This window comes from Ancylobacter polymorphus (assembly GCF_022836935.1).
Classification (GTDB): domain Bacteria; phylum Pseudomonadota; class Alphaproteobacteria; order Rhizobiales; family Xanthobacteraceae; genus Ancylobacter; species Ancylobacter polymorphus_A.
The window spans coordinates 4,263,940-4,278,949 of the sequence record NZ_CP083239.1; the positions used below are offsets into that span (position 1 = coordinate 4,263,940).

General features: G+C 71.8%; 18 protein-coding genes. 1 reads left to right on the forward strand and 17 read right to left on the reverse strand.

From position 1 onward, the window contains the following. Positions 1-12: 12 nt before the first annotated feature. The 4 genes from K9D25_RS20375 to K9D25_RS20390 all read right to left on the reverse strand — a co-directional run bounded on the left by K9D25_RS20375 (position 13) and on the right by K9D25_RS20390 (position 3,321). Complete coding sequence (locus K9D25_RS20375; RefSeq protein WP_244377830.1) at positions 13-1,392, reverse strand: ATP-binding protein; 1,380 nt, start codon at positions 1,390-1,392, stop codon at positions 13-15. After that, a complete protein-coding gene (locus K9D25_RS20380; RefSeq protein ID WP_244377831.1) occupies positions 1,392-2,075 on the reverse strand; it encodes a response regulator transcription factor in 684 nt (227 codons plus the stop codon). Before K9D25_RS20380 ends, K9D25_RS20375 begins: the two co-directional genes overlap by 1 nt. 158 nt (positions 2,076-2,233) lie before the next feature. Then, positions 2,234-2,533 (reverse strand): hypothetical protein, encoded by a 300-nt coding sequence (locus K9D25_RS20385; RefSeq protein WP_244377832.1) that lies wholly within the window; start codon positions 2,531-2,533, stop codon positions 2,234-2,236. Continuing rightward, complete coding sequence (locus tag K9D25_RS20390; protein WP_244377834.1) at positions 2,530-3,321, reverse strand: glycoside hydrolase family 108 protein; 792 nt, start codon at positions 3,319-3,321, stop codon at positions 2,530-2,532. Before K9D25_RS20390 ends, K9D25_RS20385 begins: the two co-directional genes overlap by 4 nt. Before the next feature lie 148 nt (positions 3,322-3,469). Here K9D25_RS20390 and K9D25_RS20395 point away from each other — a divergent pair, with 148 nt between their 5' ends. Then, a complete protein-coding gene (locus K9D25_RS20395; RefSeq protein ID WP_244377836.1) occupies positions 3,470-3,943 on the forward strand; it encodes a hypothetical protein in 474 nt (157 codons plus the stop codon). Positions 3,944-3,946: 3 nt separating this feature from the next. On the opposite strand, the gene K9D25_RS20400 is transcribed toward K9D25_RS20395, so the two are convergent. The 13 genes from K9D25_RS20400 to K9D25_RS20460 all read right to left on the reverse strand — a co-directional run bounded on the left by K9D25_RS20400 (position 3,947) and on the right by K9D25_RS20460 (position 15,002). Further along, positions 3,947-4,222 (reverse strand): hypothetical protein, encoded by a 276-nt coding sequence (locus tag K9D25_RS20400; RefSeq protein WP_244377837.1) that lies wholly within the window; start codon positions 4,220-4,222, stop codon positions 3,947-3,949. Next, a complete protein-coding gene (locus tag K9D25_RS20405; protein ID WP_244377838.1) occupies positions 4,219-5,103 on the reverse strand; it encodes an arabinofuranosidase catalytic domain-containing protein in 885 nt (294 codons plus the stop codon). Before K9D25_RS20405 ends, K9D25_RS20400 begins: the two co-directional genes overlap by 4 nt. Before the next feature lies 1 nt (position 5,104). After that, entirely contained in the window at positions 5,105-5,410 is a 306-nt protein-coding gene (locus K9D25_RS20410; RefSeq protein ID WP_244377839.1) for a spike base protein, RCAP_Rcc01079 family, read from the reverse strand. A 16-nt stretch (positions 5,411-5,426) separates the two neighbouring features. Continuing rightward, positions 5,427-6,116 carry a DUF2793 domain-containing protein gene (locus K9D25_RS20415; RefSeq protein ID WP_244377841.1) on the reverse strand — a complete coding sequence of 230 codons (690 nt, stop codon included), beginning with the start codon at positions 6,114-6,116 and terminating at the stop codon, positions 5,427-5,429. Positions 6,117-6,142: 26 nt separating this feature from the next. Next, on the reverse strand, positions 6,143-10,042 hold the full coding sequence (locus K9D25_RS20420) for a baseplate multidomain protein megatron (protein ID WP_244377843.1): 3,900 nt from the start codon (positions 10,040-10,042) through the stop codon (positions 6,143-6,145). A 181-nt stretch (positions 10,043-10,223) separates the two neighbouring features. Continuing rightward, positions 10,224-10,661, reverse strand: a complete 438-nt coding sequence (locus tag K9D25_RS20425; RefSeq protein ID WP_244377844.1) for an NlpC/P60 family protein — start codon at positions 10,659-10,661, stop codon at positions 10,224-10,226. Next, positions 10,661-11,527 (reverse strand): DUF2163 domain-containing protein, encoded by an 867-nt coding sequence (locus tag K9D25_RS20430; protein WP_244377846.1) that lies wholly within the window; start codon positions 11,525-11,527, stop codon positions 10,661-10,663. The genes K9D25_RS20425 and K9D25_RS20430 overlap by 1 nt, the downstream gene beginning before the upstream one ends. After that, the gene (locus K9D25_RS20435) at positions 11,524-12,165 is read right to left on the reverse strand and encodes a DUF2460 domain-containing protein (protein ID WP_244377848.1); all 642 of its coding nucleotides are present in this window, start codon (positions 12,163-12,165) and stop codon (positions 11,524-11,526) included. The genes K9D25_RS20430 and K9D25_RS20435 overlap by 4 nt, the downstream gene beginning before the upstream one ends. Continuing rightward, positions 12,166-12,765 (reverse strand): phage tail tape measure protein, encoded by a 600-nt coding sequence (locus K9D25_RS20440; protein ID WP_244377850.1) that lies wholly within the window; start codon positions 12,763-12,765, stop codon positions 12,166-12,168. A 116-nt stretch (positions 12,766-12,881) separates the two neighbouring features. Beyond that, positions 12,882-13,124 (reverse strand): rcc01693 family protein, encoded by a 243-nt coding sequence (locus K9D25_RS20445; protein ID WP_279613820.1) that lies wholly within the window; start codon positions 13,122-13,124, stop codon positions 12,882-12,884. Further along, positions 13,121-13,486 (reverse strand): gene transfer agent family protein, encoded by a 366-nt coding sequence (locus K9D25_RS20450; RefSeq protein WP_244377854.1) that lies wholly within the window; start codon positions 13,484-13,486, stop codon positions 13,121-13,123. Before K9D25_RS20450 ends, K9D25_RS20445 begins: the two co-directional genes overlap by 4 nt. 334 nt (positions 13,487-13,820) lie before the next feature. Continuing rightward, complete coding sequence (locus tag K9D25_RS20455) at positions 13,821-14,228, reverse strand: phage major tail protein, TP901-1 family (protein ID WP_244377856.1); 408 nt, start codon at positions 14,226-14,228, stop codon at positions 13,821-13,823. A gap of 357 nt (positions 14,229-14,585) precedes the next feature. Next, positions 14,586-15,002, reverse strand: coding sequence for a DUF3168 domain-containing protein (locus K9D25_RS20460; protein ID WP_244377858.1), 417 nt, complete (start codon positions 15,000-15,002; stop codon positions 14,586-14,588). Positions 15,003-15,010 lie beyond the last annotated feature (8 nt).

Here is a 15,010-nt window from a genome sequence, read left to right on the forward strand (position 1 = left end):
CCTTTCGCCCCGTCACGCCGCCGGCAGCCGCACCACGCAGCGCAGACCCCCGAAAGGCGAACGGCCGAGCGTGAGCCGCCCGCCATAGAGCCCGACAAGCTCGGCGACGATGGACAGGCCGAGCCCGGAACCGGGCTGCGTCTCGTCAAGCCGCTTGCCGCGTTTGAGCGCCTCGGTCTGCTGCTCCGGCGTCAGGCCGGGCCCGTCATCGTCGATGGTGATGTCGAAATAGTCCCGCTCACCTGCCGCGCCCGGCACCGCCGCCACCGCGATCTCCACCAGCGTGCGCGCCCATTTGCAGCCATTGTCCACGAGATTGCCGAGGATCTCCTCAAGGTCCTGCCGTTCGCCGCGAAAGCGCAGCCCGTCCGCCACCTCGGCCTCCACCGCCACGCCCTTGGCGCGGTAGACCTTGGCCAGCGTCGCGGCGATGCGCGCGACAATGGGCTCGACCTCCTCCACCGTGGTGACGACGGAGGCGCGCGCCGCCATGCGGGCGCGTTCCAGATGGTGCGCCACCTGGTCCTTCATGATCTGCGCCTGTTCGGTCACCTTGGCGGCGAGCCCGGCCTCCGCGCCAGAACCGCGCGCCGCCTCGTTCTGCAGCACGGAAATCGGCGTCTTCAGCGCATGGGCGAGATTGCCGACATGGGTGCGGGCGCGCTCGACAATCTCGCGATTGGTGTCGATCAGCGCGTTGACCTCCGCCGCCAGGGGGGCGATCTCGATGGGGTAGTCGCCCTCGATGCGGTCGGCGCGGCCGGTGCGCACCTCGTGCAGCGCGCCCAGCATGCGCTTGAGCGGGCGCAGGCCGAACAGCACCTGAAACACCAGCGTCAGCAGGAAGGCGCCCCCGAGAATCGCCAGCGTCGCCGCCAGCGCCTGGTCGAAGGCGGCGACCTCCTCCTCGATCTCGCCGGCATCCGCCGCCACTGCCACCGCATAGCGCCCATCCTCGCCGAGATCGACCACGCGCTCGACAATGCGCAGCCTCTGGCCGGAAGGCCCGTCGGCATAGGCCTCGCGCATGCCGGAGACATCGGTCTCGCCTTCGCGCTGGAACAGCAGCGGCAGCTTGCCCTCAGGCAGCGAGCGCGAGGTCTTCACCTGCGCCGCCGGCCCGTCGGTGCGGGTGATCTGCCAGTACCAGCCGGAAATGGGGAAGTTGAACAGCGGGTCGCCCAATGTCGTCGGCTCCGGCATGGTGCCGGAGGGCGAATTGGCGACGTCGGCGACGATGGTCTTGAGATAGACATCGAGCCGCTGATCGAAGGAGCGTTCCACCGCCGCGCGGTAGACCTGATGCAGCGCGAAGCCGGTGACGGCCAGCACGGCGGCGCTGATCACCGTCGCCGAAACGAACAGGCGCAGTGCCAGCGAGCCGGTGCGCATCAGCGCGGCGCCTCGCGCATGGCCTCGGGCGCGACGAGGAGATAGCCGAGCCCGCGCACGGTCTGGATCACATCCACCTCCAGCTTCTTGCGCAGGCGGCCGACGAAGACCTCGATCGTGTTGGAATCACGGTCGAAATCCTGGTCGTAGAGATGCTCCACCAGTTCGGTGCGCGACACGACGCGACCGGTATGGTGCATGAGATAGGCGAGCAGCCGGTGCTCATGCGAGGTCAGCTTCACCTGACGGCCATTCACCGTCACGCGGCCGGAGCGCGTGTCGAGCATGACCGGCCCGCAGGTGAGTTCGCTAGCGGCATGGCCGGCGGAACGGCGCAGAAGCGCGCGGATGCGTGCCAGCACCTCCTCCATGTGGAAGGGCTTGGCGACGTAATCGTCGGCGCCGGCATCGAAGCCCTGCACCTTGTCGCTCCAGCGGTCGCGCGCGGTGAGAATCAGCACCGGCATTTTCCGCCCCGCCCGCCGCCAGGCTTCCAGCACCGAGAGCCCGTCCATCTTCGGCAGGCCGATATCGAGCACCACGGCGTCATAAGGCTCGGTATCGCCAAGGAAATGGCCTTCCTCGCCGTCAAAGGCACGGTCGACGGCATAGCCGGCCTCGACCAGCGCCTCATGCATCTGGCGGTTCAGATCGGGATCGTCCTCGACGACAAGCAGGCGCACGGCATTTCCTCACGCACACCGCGCGGGGGCACGCGGCGGCCTGAGCATGCCACCGTGCGGGGCGGATGTCAGGGGTGGGGTTGCGTCACCCCTTCCCCCGCCAGCCGCACCGTTCCCGGCCCACCGCATTATGCGCCTTCACCTGGCGGAGGGTGGGGTCAGTGTCCTCCATCGCCCAGCTGATCGGCCGGAAGGCCCCGCACGCGCCCCTCGTCGCGGCGGAAGGTGTCGTCGTCGCGCAGCCGGCCGTCGTCAGCGTTGCGGCGATCAGCAGCAGCCCGCGCGCCATTCGCGCGCGCGATCGTCTCCAGCACATCCCGTTCTCCTTGCGCGAGACAGGCCGCCCGGCCTTCCCGGTGGCCCTTGAGATAGATTGCGCCCGCCAGCGCGAGCGCGGCCAACAGCAGCGCGGCGCCGCGCCCGAGCGGGCTCGCCAGCAGGCCGATGAGCGCCGTCACGGCGTCACCTCGCCGGCGCGGATGCGCGTGAGCGCCCCACGCAGCGTCAGCGCCACCCCGGCCAGCATCAGTGCCGCGAACAGCCATTTCAGCGGTTCGGCGAAGCTAGCCAGCGGGGCGAGGCGGTCCGCCTGCTCCGCCACCACGGCGCCGAGCACGCCGGCACCGCTGATGAGCCCGCCGGCGCCATCGGCGGTGCGCGCGAGCCGCGTATCGGTGGGGCGGGCGCGGGCGGCGCCGCCGGTCTCGCGCGCCGGCTTCGGTGTCGCCGCGCCGGCCAGCGCCTTGGCCGCCGCCCGCACCTCGGCAACGCGGCGGGTCCAGCCAGCGCCGAAGGTCGGGAAGGTGCGCAGGCCGCGCAGCATGGCGAGCCGCCGGTCGCACAGCGCGTCGATCAGCGGGGCGGGTGGCCGGCCGTCCAGCGCCGCCAGCGTCGCCTCGCCCACCTGACCGTCCGCCGTGACACCGAGCGTGCGCTGCAGCCATTTTGCCGCCTGCGCCGGCCCGGAATTCACCGCCGCGTCGAACAGCGCATAGTCGAGCCCGGCCGGCAGGTCGTCGGCGCGCACCGCGTCCCAGTACTGGCGCCGGTAGATCGCCGCCACCTCGTCCGGCGCGATGCGCCGCACAGGGCGCACGGGCTGCTGATGGCGACGACGCCAGCCATCATAGACGCGCTGGGTGATGCCCTGCATGGTCGCCCCGCCGGGATCGGCGGGGTGGTCGGCGTAGCCATCCTCATGAACGAGCACGCGTTTCAGCGCCCCGTCGAAGCCCGACGCGGTCATGCATGACTCCACTGCAAAATTTTAGGGGTGATTTCTGGGGATTAACGTTATGTTAACGATCTCACTACCGGAGCACGGTTGCAAAAATACCCGGATTCCAAGACCCTTTTTGAGAATGGCTGGCTACCGGCAAGGGGCACCGCACGGCATGGCAACAGAAGATCGACTCGTTGAAGACCTGCGGGGCATTTTCGATGAAGCCCGCCGGAGCTCCGGTCAGGTGCAGGCGGAAGCGTTGCTGGCGGTCGCGCCGGTGGTGCTGAAGGCCAGCGATTCCGAGCGCGGCGTCGCCTATATGCGCGACCGGCTGACCCCCGAGAGCTACCGCGCCATCTGCCGCGCCATTGGCGACGAGCTCGACCGACTCAATGCCGAGATCGACCGGCTGAAGCGATTCGAGAAGATCGCCGGCGTGGTCGAGAGCGCCAAGCGCCGAATCACCGCGCGGCCGACCATCGTCACCAAGCCGACCGCGACCGCCGCGGTGAAGGCCGCCGCCGGCGCTTCGGCCCTGGGCGAGGCCGGCCCCGTCCCCGCGGGCGTGCCCTTCGGCCCACCGGCCCCCGCCCCGGCGGCCACGCCGAAAGCGCTGGGCCATCGCTTCACGCCGGCGGCCGAATAGCGTTCAGAGTTCCGCGGCAGGCCAGCCCTCGCCGGGCAGCGTCTCGACCTTTGCCGCGTGCTCCTCCGCCGTGAGCAAGCGCTCATACTCCGCCTGCGGCACGTCGATCTGCGCGTCCTGCGGCGTCGGTGGAATCCGCAGCGCTGCCCGCCCGTCGGTCGGGTGAAGCTGCCATGCCCACAAATACGTGGTCGCTCCCGTGGGATAGGCCAGCGCCTGCCACGCCGCCGCGCTGCGCGCCTGCGCGTCGGCGGCGCTGGGAAAGACCAGATAGCTCATGGCATCACCTGTGCGAGCGCGGTGTCGAGCGACGCGATGTCGAGCGCCGCGCGGGCGCAGACGAAGCCGCCCGCCACCCCCGTCAGGAAGCTCGACAGGGTGGAATTGGTGCCGAAACGGAGCAGGGTCGTCGCGTCGATATCCGGCGTGTTCTGCGCCGGCGTCATTGCCGTGGTTGCGGTCACACCATTGGCGGAAACATCGACGGCCCCGGCGAGGAACCGGGCCCGCCCGATATGTCTCACCCAGGCTCCTGCGGCGATGGTGACCGTGGCGGTTGTATTGACCGGATTGCTCGCGCTCCCACGCGCCTGCATGCTTAGCGCCGTCGCGTTCGGGTAGTACAGCACCGTATGCACGACCGGCGACACCGGCAGCGCGGGCTGGGTGACGACCTGCACCGCGTTCGATGACGATCGCGCGAGGGAGGCCAGCGTCACCGCCTCCGCATTGCGCAGAAAACCGAGCGAATTCTGCACGTCGAGATATTGGGCGCCGGAGAACACCATCATCGGTCGTCCGGTGGGCCCGAGGTCCGGCGCGCCGGCATTCACCAGCCGTGGCTGCGCGGCACCTGTGGCCTGCGCCGCGTGGCGACCATTGCCAGTCTGGTCGTACCACCGCGTGGCATAGGCGCTGCTGGTGCCGGTAAAACCCAGCAGCGCCGCCATATCGAGCCCACCGGCGGGGGTGAGGCCGATATCCGCCTCGCCACCGTCGCTGCTGCGCCGCACCCGCAGGCAGGGGCCGGCATAGGTCCGCAGCAGCCGGGACAGCCCGAAAGCCGCGTAGAGCGATCCGGCGAACGGGTCCAGCGGCGCGCCTGCCGCGCGGCCGAGCACGCGCCGCCGCAGATCGAGGCCAAGTCCAAGGCTCCCCATCTCAATCCACCCGGTGAATGACGAGGCCGGCCGTGGTGCCGGAGGCCAGCACGCGGCGCACCAGAAACTCCAGCACGCTCACCTGGCCCGGCGACAGCGGCAGGGTCAGCGGCGCATCATCCGCCGCATCGACCGGCAGGATGCGGATGTCCGCGCTCGCCAGCGTCGCCGGCACGAACACACGCAGCCGCCCATAGCGCGACAGGTCGGTGGCGTCATTGGGCGTCACCAGCGCGCCGGCACGGCCGAGCGCGGCGGGGGAGAGGGCGCGGCGGTGCCAGGGGTCCCTGGCGGAATCATAGGGCATGGGTCGCTCCCGGAGATCAGAGGGTGAAGGCGAGATAGGAGAGGACGAGGCGCACCCGCCCGCCGGTAAAGCTGCCGCCCAGCGCGGTGATGCGCAGCGGCGTGTCGGCATAGAAGGCCTGCGGGCCGATTACGCCGATATTGCCGGCACCGGCGGCGATGCCGAGCAGCCCGCCGAATTTCGCGGTTTCGCCGGCGACGCCGACCTCATAGGCGGTCGCTCCCGTCACCGCCGCCACGGTGCGGCTGGCCACGGCAAGGACGATCGTCCGGCTGTGAATGAGGAGGGTGGAGGCAACGAAAGCGCCAGCGAGCGTCACCTCCTCTTCCGCCATGCGCAGGGTGGCGGTGGCGCCGGAAACGGTGAAGGCCAGCGCCTCGCGCCAGGCGGTGCCGTCGAACAGCAGGCTGCGCGCCTCGCCCACCACATAGGCGCGCCAGCCCGCACGCGGGGCGAGGAAGCGCCAGCCGGAATCGTAGAGCGCGATCTCGCCCTCATGGCCGGCGAAAGCGCCGCTGGCACCGGGCGCCACCAGATGCCGGTCGCCCGGCAGCGGGCTGGCGGGCGGGGCGGTGCGGGTGCGGTCGAGCACGGCGAGCTGCGTCGCCGCGTCGAGCAGCATCAGCGCCTCGTTATGGGTCACATGCTTCTGCGCCTGCGCCGCCGCCAGCAGCGGCAGCGCGAGGAGCGGCGTCGTCTCGCTCATGAAGGGCTCCTGTCGGGAGAACGAAATCAGCTGCGCAGCCGCGCGGTCAGCGCCGCGCCCGCGCCGACCTCGGCCGAGAGCTGGGCGATGCGGACATCGAGAAAGGGCTGGGCGGCGCCGAAATCGGCGATCTCGTCGGCGCTGGCATAGAGGACGGCCGGCACGGAAACGGTGAAGCGGCGCTTCACGGCGTCGCCGCTCAGAATCTCCACCGCATAGGCCTCGCTGGTCTCGCCGAGCGGCACCTCGACCAGATCCCAAGAATCGCCGCCCGCCCGCGTGCGTCGCGTCCAGCTCAGTGTCACCCCGGCGGGGCCGCGCCGGGCGCGGGCATGCACCGGCGCGAAGGGGCGCAGCGCCTGCGGCCCGAGCGTGGCGGCGATCTCGGTCACGGCGTCGTCGCCATGGTCGCGGTCAGCGCCGCCGATGCGGTAGGTGACGGCGCGGCCGATCATGTCGAGCCCGCTCGCTACCGGCACCAAATTGGCGTCGATCTTCATCAACCGCGTTCCCGCCGGCCAGTCCTGCGCCGCCCGCGCCTCGGTGCCGAGCTGGCCGCGCAGCAGGCCGGAGAGCCGCCAGCGGGTGGCGCCGATCAGTTCGGCCTCGGTGAACTGGATCACCTCGACGGCGCCCGAGGGGTCGATCAGCGCCAGCGCATTGGCCCCGCCGAGCACCGCCTCCGCGCTGGCCCCGGCGAGCAGCCCGCCATCGAGTTCGACCTCAAGGCTCGCCCGCTGCCAGCGCCAGAGCGGGCCGGCGGGCAGCGCTTCCAGCGTCTCCCCCGTCACCGCCGCCGCCGAAAGTGTCGCCACCGGCTCGAAGCTGCCGCCGTCCACCGCCCGCCAGACGGTGAGGCTGCCCGGCCACGGCGTGACGAAGGCACCGAGCCAGGCCAGCACCGGCGCGCCCTCGCTGCCCGCCAGCGGCACGCTGAGGAGATGCACCAGCGCCGGCCCCTCGCCGCCCGGCAGTTCGACCTCGCCCGCCCGCCCCTCGCGCAGCGCGAGGGCGAACACGGCCGGGTCGATGCTGCGCGCCTCGACACGGCGGGTGCCGCGCTCCTCGATGGAGACGATCTCCATCAGCCGCGCCCGTCCGTCGCGCTCCAGCCGCACCAAATCGCCCGGCTCCAGCGCGAGGTGAGAGGGCGGCAGCGTCAGGCTCAAAGTGTCGCGCCCGGCCCACGCATCCTGCAGCCATTGGTCGGCGAGGCCGGCGGCAAGACCGGGATCCGCCACCATGGCGGTGTCCATGCCGGTTTCCGCCCGCGCCGCGCCCGCCAGCCGGCGCGAGGCGGCGGTGGCGCGGCGGTAGTCCGTCGTGCCGTCGATGAAACCGAGCGTGGCCGAGAGCGGCAATTCGCCTTCCGCCGCCCGCACCAGCGACGGGGCGGCGATACCCTCGCCGGTGGCGATGTCATCATCGGTCAGCACCACGCGCACCCGCCCGCCGCGCGGGGCGAGGGTGAGCGCGCCGCCGCGCTCGACAAGGTCGAAGGCGAAGGCCCGGGCCAGCGGTTCCAGCGCCGCCCGCGCCGTCATCGGCCGGTCGACGACATAGCCGTCGATGATGCCGCGCAGCTCGCCGGTCGCAAGGTCCGGCACGCCGAAATCCGCCGCCAGCGCCTGCGTCAGCTCGGCCAGCGGCGCGGCGCCGAGCCGGCCGGTGAGCCAGTGCCCGGTCTGCCAGTTGGCCCCGTCCGCCCACACATGGGTGGCGTTAGGAAACACCGGGAAGGGCCGCGCGTCCCAGGTCCAGAGATGGATCGCCGCCGGGTCGATCATCCGCCCGCCCGGCAGCGCCGGGGCCGGCGGGTTCAGCGCGGTGGAGCCGGAAAAGCCGGCGAGGCTCACCTCCAGATGCCGGCGCTGGATCAGGTCATCACGCGCGCCGGAGGAAAAGGGCGGCAGCCCGCCCTCGGTCGATTTCGGGTCGGGAAAGGCGCTCGGCCGGTTGGCGCCCTTGTCCACCGCCGGGCAGCCGATTTCCATCAGCCGCACGGGCTTCGAACCCGGCACCCAGGCCGTCGCGCTCGCCTGCCGCACGCCGCCGACGCGCTCGTGATGCGCGTGGCTCCACCAGCCGGCGAGGTCCTTCTGGCGAAACACCCACGGCTCGCCATAGGCGCCATCGGTGATCGGCGCCCGCATCTGCGCCGCACGGGCGGCCTCATCCGGGTAATACCAGTCGAAGGCTTCGCCGCCCGTGAGGTTGCCGGCGAGATAGGCGCGGTCATGCCCACTCTCATACGCGTCCGCGTCGAGATGCGCGTCGCCCTCGCGCCAGTCGGCGAGCGGCGGGTACCAGTCGATGCCGATGAAATCGAGTGCCGACGAGGCCCAGAGCGGGTCGAGCGGAAAACGCACCTCCGCCCCGCCGTCGCGCACATGCGCGCCATATTCCGTCCAGTCGGCGGCATAGCCGATCTGCGTGCCGGGCCCCAGCATCGCCCGCACCTCGCCCGCCAGCGCGGCGAAGGCGCCAGCGGCGGGGTAGACGCCCGGCGCGGCGCGCACGCGGGTCAGCGCCGCCATTTCCGAACCGATGAGGATCGCCTCCACCCCGCCGGCGATCTGCGCCAGCTTGGCGTAGTGCAGCACCATGCGGCGCAGCGTCCACTCGGCCGGGCCGGCATAGGTGACCTGGCCGGAGGCGGCGCCGAACTGCGCGGCGGTGGCGGTGCCGAACAGCGCCGCCACCTGCGCCCCCGCCGCCGCCGTGCCGTCGGGCGAGCCGGCGACACCGGGGGCGGGATGGCAGGTGATGCGCCCGCGCCAGGGATGCGCCTTCTGCATCGCCCCCGGCGCATAGGGGTCCGGCAGCGTGTTGCCGGCGGGAATGTCCATCATCACGAACGGGTTCAGCGTGACCTTGAGCCCGCGCGCCTTTAGCGCCTGAAGCGCGGCGATCACGCTGGAATCGGAAGGCGTGCCGCCATAGGCGGGCTTGCCGTCAAACTGGCTCACCAGCGCCGCCGTGCTGCGGGTCTGCCCCGCCACCTGCCAGCTTACGGGAAAGACGCCGATCTGCGTCGGCTTGCTGCGCCGCTCCACCGCCGGGCGGATCTGGCACGAACCGGCGCGCAGATCGGTGCCGAACCAGGTGACGACCAGCGCCACCCGTTCGAGATTCGGGCAGGCGGCAAGCAGCTGGTCGAGGCTCGCGGCAAAATCGCTGGCATGGGTGCTCACATGCCGGTTTTCCAGCTGGTAGACGCCCGGCCGGTCCACCCGCAGCACCTCGCGCGGCTCATAGCCGAACTCGGTGGCGCCGGGGATCAGCGTCACCGCCCGCACTGCCTTCTCCAGCGCCCCCACCGCCCGCTCGACCTCGACGGAAATCTGCGGCAGCCGGTTGCCGAAGCGGGCGAGCGGCAGGCGCTCGAAGACCAGATAGGCGAGGCCGCGATAGGCCGGCGCCCCCGGCACGCGCGCCTCGATCAGCGGATCGGGCAGCTGGTCCTCGCCGCCGCGATGCAGCCGCACATTCAGCGCGCGGGTGTCGAGCAGCCTTCCATCGGCCCAGATGCGGCCGATCCGCGTCACCGGGCCTTCGCACAGGCCGACGGCGAAGCTGCCGAAATAGCTGTAGGTCGTGGTGCTGGCGCCGCCGGCCATTCCCCCCTTGCCGCCGGAAGCCTGCGTCTGGGTGGACACCACCTCCTGCACCGGCGCCGCCCAGATCACCTGGCCGGAAAGCCGCGCCCGCCCATAGAGCCGGGGCAGCGCCGCGCCCTCGGTGGAGGTCATGGTGCCGAACTCGGCGAGGCGCGGCCCTTCCGTGCGCTGGCCGGGGTTCAGCACCAGGCTGTCGATGGCCGAGCCGCCGAGCGCGCCCAGCGCCCGCCCGGCCAGCGCGCCCACCGGCCCGAACAGCGCCCCGCCAATCGTCCCACCCAGCGCGCCGAGAATGAGTGTGGCCATGTTTTTCGCTCGTCATCTGCCATGGGGAAGGCCTGCTCCCCGGACCAGCCGCGCGCCGCGCGGCGCCGATCCGGGGCCCAGGGGAGACTTTTCGGCCGAAGCGCTTTGTGCTGGGTCCCGGCGCGGCGCTCCGCCTGCGGCGTCACTGGGCCGGGACACGAAGCGCTTAATCGCTCGCCCCTCACGCGCCGGGAAAGGCGAAGGCGAAGGCGAGGCGGCGGCGCCACCAGGGGGCGAGGAACACTTCCGCCACCGCCGCGCCGTCATGGGCGTGCACCATGCGGTCGGGCGTCACCAGCAGCGCCGCGTGCTTGGCGGGAAAGCCCTCGCGCCAGCGGAACAGCAGCACATCGCCGGGGGCGATGGCCTCCACTTCCACGGCGCGCATGTGGCGCCCCGCCGCCTGCGCCATCTGTTCGGCCTTGGTCGCCTCGGCCCAGTCCGGCGCATAGGCCGGCAGGTCCTGCGGCTCCGGCCCCACAACCGCCCGCCACACCCCACGGATGAGGCCGAGGCAGTCCGCGCCCTCGCCTTTCAGCGAGGCGCGGTGGAGATAAGGCGTGCCGATCCATTCCCGCGCCTCGGCGATCGCCTGCGCGCGCAGATCCCGCTCGCCCATCACGGCCTCCCCGGCGTCGCCACCCGCAGCACCGCGTCATTGCCCGGCATGTGCGGAAAGCCGCGAAAATTCAGCGTGTTGGTAAAGCGGTCGCGGCAGGTGGCGAAGCTCTTGTCGCAGCCGGCGGTGACGGTGAACGCATCCCCGGGCGCCAGCGCGGCCGGCGGCCGCTGCCACAGTTCCAGCCGCACCGTGCCGGCGCTCACGCTGTGCGCCTTCACCTCGGTAGCGAAGCCTTCATTGACGCCGCTGGTGACGACGAGCCGCCCCTGCGTGAACCAGCCCGCCGCATAGGCGCCGAGCCCTTCCGCCACGATCAGCCCCGGCGCCTCCGCCGCGCCCACCGTGCCATGGCCGGTGAAGGCCGGCGCGGCCAGCGCGATCCCGCAGCGGCCATCGCCGAGATCGGCATCGCAGCCGGCGGTGAACAGCCGCCCGCGCACCACATTCAGCGCGGATGAGAGGCCGCGCAGTTCGGCGGTGAAGCTACCCTCGCTGCGCCGCACCTCGCCGAGCGTCGCCCGCCGCAGCAGCACGAAGTTCGCCGGCGCCGACCAGTCGGCGAGGATCAGCTCGATCCCCGCCCCGTCATAGCGCCCGGCATCGAGATCGCCGTCGTCGATCAGCTCCGAGGTCAGCGCCGCCGCCATCTCGCCGCCGCCGACCGCGAAACCCTGCGCCGCCGCGTCCTCGCTGCCGGAAACGCCGGCGGCGGCGCGGAACAGCGTGCCGTCCACGGCAAGGTCCTCGTCATGTTCGGTGAGCGCGATCACCACACCGTCGCGGCGGGTGATCCGCCAGCAGCGCGCCAGGGTCGTCACCCCGCCCGCGAGCGACGCGGCGAGGCCTTCGGGCAGTTCCCTCACGGCCGTATCTCCACAATGGGAATGCGCGGGATCGCCCCCGCCTCGAAGGCGGAGAGGTTCACTTCGAGAAAGTCGGTGTCGAAGCGCACCGGCACGTCGAACAGGAAGCCGGCGGTGACACTGGCCCCCAGCGCCGGCACATGGCCGGGCATGAAGGTGATGAGCCCGGTCGCCGCGTCGAGGGTGAAATGCGTGCCCGCCACCCGCTCCGCCCCGTTCACCGCCACCCGCACCGAGCCGGCGACCGGCTTGGCGATGGGGCGAGAATAGGGCGCGTGCGCGCCGCCATAGGTCTTCACCAGCGGAAATTGTGCCCGCGCCCCGGTGCCGCTGCCCAGCACCTGGTCGAGCGGCGTCACCGCCACCCCCGGCGCGCCGGAGGCGTGGTCGAGCCGGTCGCGCCAGCGAAAGCCGAACAGCCGCCCGCGCCGCTCCTCGAAAAAGGCGACGACGCTGGAGAGCTGCGCCAGCGAGGTGACGCCATAGCCGGCATCCCAGCGCCGGCGCGAATGGGCGAGCCGCGTGTTGCGCTCCTCACGGCCGGTGAGTGTGGTGACGATCTCCGTCGCCCGCTCCGGCCCGCCCGCCGCGCCGAGCGCGATGTCGAGCGGAAACAGCGCTTCGTGAAAGCCGGGCATCTACAGGCTCCTTTCCCCGCGCGCCACGGCGCGGGCGATGAGGCCGGCGAGATAGGCGTCGGAGCGGCGGAAGGCGCCCGGATCGGGGGTGGCGACATTCACCGTCACCTGCGTGGCGCGTCCCCCGCCCTGTGCGGCAACGCCGAGCCGGCCATCGGCCCCGCGCGCCAGCGGCAGGATCGCCTCCGCCCCGCGCTCGCCCATCAGGCCGAGTTGCGCCCCTGCCATGGGGAAATAGGTCGGCGCCGCCACCACCCCGCCGCGCGCGAAGGGGGTGACGCGGCCGTGCTCGAACGCCCCGCCTTTGGCGAAGCCGGAGAGCCCGCCCAAGGCGCCCTGGAGTAGGCCGGAAACGCCCTGCTCCAGCGGCTTGAAGGCGATGTCGAGCGCCAGCGAGGACAGCCGGCCCGCCAGGCTGCGCAGCACGTCGTCCGCCTCGCGGCCCTTCAGCGTCGCCCCGGTGAGCGCATCGCCCACCGCCCGGCCGAAGCCGCGCGCCAGCCGCTCCGCTTCCGCGATCTCGCGCTGGAAAGCGCTGGTGTCGGCGCGGATATCGACCGTCAGCCCCTCGTCGAACGCATCCGTGTCGTCCGCAGCCATCGTGCTCTCCTGATTGAATTGGTTCCGCGTTCCGGCCCAGCGGAGGCGCAGGCGGCGGCGCTGGGTCCCCGGGTCACGCCCGGGGATGAGGCACGCGCGGGCGAGACGGCGCTCCCTCAGTCCGGGAACCGCGCCATCAGCGCGGCGAGGCCGGCGCGGTCGAGCGGCGCCCGCGCCGGCCCGGCAAAGGCGCGCAGCGCGGCGGCGAGTTCGCGCGGCGTCATCCGCCAGAAGGCAGGCGACGACAGGCGCAGCCGGCCGAAGCCGAACGCCATCGCCGCCTGCCAGGGGAAGGGCGGAGCGCCCTCCCCGGGAAAGGGCGGAACGCCCTCCCCGCCAAGCTGCGCCGGCCCGCCTATCCCGCCGCCTCCGGAGGATCGGGCAAAGGGCGGGCCGCGCCCTCGCCCGCCTCTTCCCCGCCAAACGTGGCGGCGATCAGCGCGCCGACGATCCGCGCGAAACCGGCCGCCCCGCCCGGCGTGGTCATGCGCGCCACCTCCGCCTCGGTGACGCTCTCCCCCGCCCCGCGCAGCCCGGCGGCGATGAGGCGGATGGCGTCGCGCGCCGCGAGCCGCCCCTGGGCGAAGCGCCCGGTGAGCGCCACCAGATCCTCGGCGCCGAACGCGTCCTCAAGCTCCGCCAGCGCGCCGAGGGTGAGCACCAGCGTGCGCCGGCGCCCGTCGAGTTCGGCGGAAATCTCGCCGCGATGGCGGTTGGCCATGATGTGTTCCTTCCCGAGGGCTGAAGCTGACGCGAATACCCGCCCCTCATCCCCGGGCTTGACCCGGGGACCCAGCCTTCCGCATCCGCATGGCTTGGTCGAGGGCTTGGCACGCGGAGCCGTCTCTGGGTGCCCGGGTCAAGCCCGGGCATGAGGGAGGAATGGATGGTTTGCTGGTGCAGGAGCGCGGCTCGTACCACCTGCAACCCCTCATCCCCGGGCTTGACCCGGGGACCCAGCCTCCCCACCGCTGGCCCGGCGATGTACGGGGTGGCCGGGTCACGCCCGGTCCTGGGGGCATGTTCCTCACCCGGCGTCCCCGCACCGCGCCCCCTCACAGCGCGGCAAAGGTGATCTCGCCTGCGCTTTCCAGCGCAATGTCGAACGTCACCTCGCGGTCGTGCTCGCCGGCGAATTCCAGGCTCGTGATCTGGAACGGCCCGGCCAGCGTGCCGAAATCCGGCACCACGATCTGGGCGTTGCGCAGCGTGCCGTCGAAGAAGCTCTGGCGGATCAGCGCATCCGACGCGCCATCCTTGAACACGCCGGAGCCCACCACCGAGGCCCGCTTCACCCCGGCGCCGGCGAGCAGCTCGCGCCAGCGCCCGGCGCTCTCGGCATGGGTCACGTCCACCGCCTCGGCATTGAAGGCGATCTGCCGCGACCGCAGCCCCGCCACGGTGACGAAGGCCGTGCCGTCATGGATCTTCAGGAGAAGGTCCTTGCCCTTCTGCGCCGCCATCGGCCGCTCCTTTGCTTGCGATTATATGTCTTTGACGGTATTCAGAGATGGTTAACCCTTGGGAATTACAATCACTCCCACGCAGGACAGCGGATGAAGTCGTGACGACTTCACATTCCGAGTCCGCAAACGCCGCCAAGTGACTTCATGTTCTGAATCAACTTCAGGCGGATTCGTGAGTCGCCTGAATCGCTTGCGCGGCTTTCTTCGCGGTTTTGCCAAAACCACAATCCGCTTTGCCCGCCGGGCGCGGCCGGGACGGCGCCCATGCCGCACGCCCGCTCACATCCCGATTCAACTCCGCGCAGATTCCTGAGTCGGCAGAATCACTTGCATACAAATGCTGCCGGCGCGCCGTCACGCCGGCTCGGTCACCGCGCGGAAGCGCAGCAGGGCGCGATAGGTGCGCCCGCCCGGCTCGCGGCGGATCTCCGCCGAGGTGAAGCGCAGATTGATGAGCCGATGGCTGTCGAGGGCAAGCGGCGCGTCGTGCAGCGCCTGCTGCACCAGATGCGCCAGCTGGTGCGCCTCGGCATGCCCGCCCTGGCGCGACCAGCAGGCGAGGCTCAGCCGGTGCTCGGCCCCCGCCTCGGTGGCGGTGGACCAGTCGTTCACCTGCGCCTCGCCCAGCGTCACATAGGGAAAGGCCGGGCTCATCGGTGGCAGGTCGTGGATGCGGCCTTCGCCGAGCGCGGCGGTCAGCGCCGCGTCGGTAGAGAGTGCGGCGTGGATTGCCCGGCGCAGCGCCACCGCCGGCGCGGTCGCGGCGCTCATCGCCGCCT

What these genes read in the sequence shown, in the direction of transcription:
- K9D25_RS20400 (WP_244377837.1), bottom strand. Translation starts at nt 4,222, where the DNA reads ATGAGCTATCTGGTCTTTCCCAGCGCCGCCGACGCGCAGGCGCGCAGC.
- K9D25_RS20405 (WP_244377838.1), bottom strand. Translation starts at nt 5,103, where the DNA reads ATGGGGAGCCTTGGACTTGGCCTCGATCTGCGGCGGCGCGTGCTCGGC.
- K9D25_RS20460 (WP_244377858.1), bottom strand. Translation starts at nt 15,002, where the DNA reads ATGAGCGCCGCGACCGCGCCGGCGGTGGCGCTGCGCCGGGCAATCCAC.
- K9D25_RS20375 (WP_244377830.1), bottom strand. Translation starts at nt 1,392, where the DNA reads ATGCGCACCGGCTCGCTGGCACTGCGCCTGTTCGTTTCGGCGACGGTG.
- K9D25_RS20420 (WP_244377843.1), bottom strand. Translation starts at nt 10,042, where the DNA reads ATGGCCACACTCATTCTCGGCGCGCTGGGTGGGACGATTGGCGGGGCG.
- K9D25_RS20450 (WP_244377854.1), bottom strand. Translation starts at nt 13,486, where the DNA reads ATGGCCAACCGCCATCGCGGCGAGATTTCCGCCGAACTCGACGGGCGC.
- K9D25_RS20390 (WP_244377834.1), bottom strand. Translation starts at nt 3,321, where the DNA reads ATGACCGCGTCGGGCTTCGACGGGGCGCTGAAACGCGTGCTCGTTCAT.
- K9D25_RS20410 (WP_244377839.1), bottom strand. Translation starts at nt 5,410, where the DNA reads ATGCCCTATGATTCCGCCAGGGACCCCTGGCACCGCCGCGCCCTCTCC.
- K9D25_RS20415 (WP_244377841.1), bottom strand. Translation starts at nt 6,116, where the DNA reads ATGAGCGAGACGACGCCGCTCCTCGCGCTGCCGCTGCTGGCGGCGGCG.
- K9D25_RS20455 (WP_244377856.1), bottom strand. Translation starts at nt 14,228, where the DNA reads ATGGCGGCGCAGAAGGGCAAGGACCTTCTCCTGAAGATCCATGACGGC.
- K9D25_RS20425 (WP_244377844.1), bottom strand. Translation starts at nt 10,661, where the DNA reads ATGGGCGAGCGGGATCTGCGCGCGCAGGCGATCGCCGAGGCGCGGGAA.
- K9D25_RS20435 (WP_244377848.1), bottom strand. Translation starts at nt 12,165, where the DNA reads ATGCCCGGCTTTCACGAAGCGCTGTTTCCGCTCGACATCGCGCTCGGC.
- K9D25_RS20395 (WP_244377836.1), top strand. Translation starts at nt 3,470, where the DNA reads ATGGCAACAGAAGATCGACTCGTTGAAGACCTGCGGGGCATTTTCGAT.
- K9D25_RS20440 (WP_244377850.1), bottom strand. Translation starts at nt 12,765, where the DNA reads ATGGCTGCGGACGACACGGATGCGTTCGACGAGGGGCTGACGGTCGAT.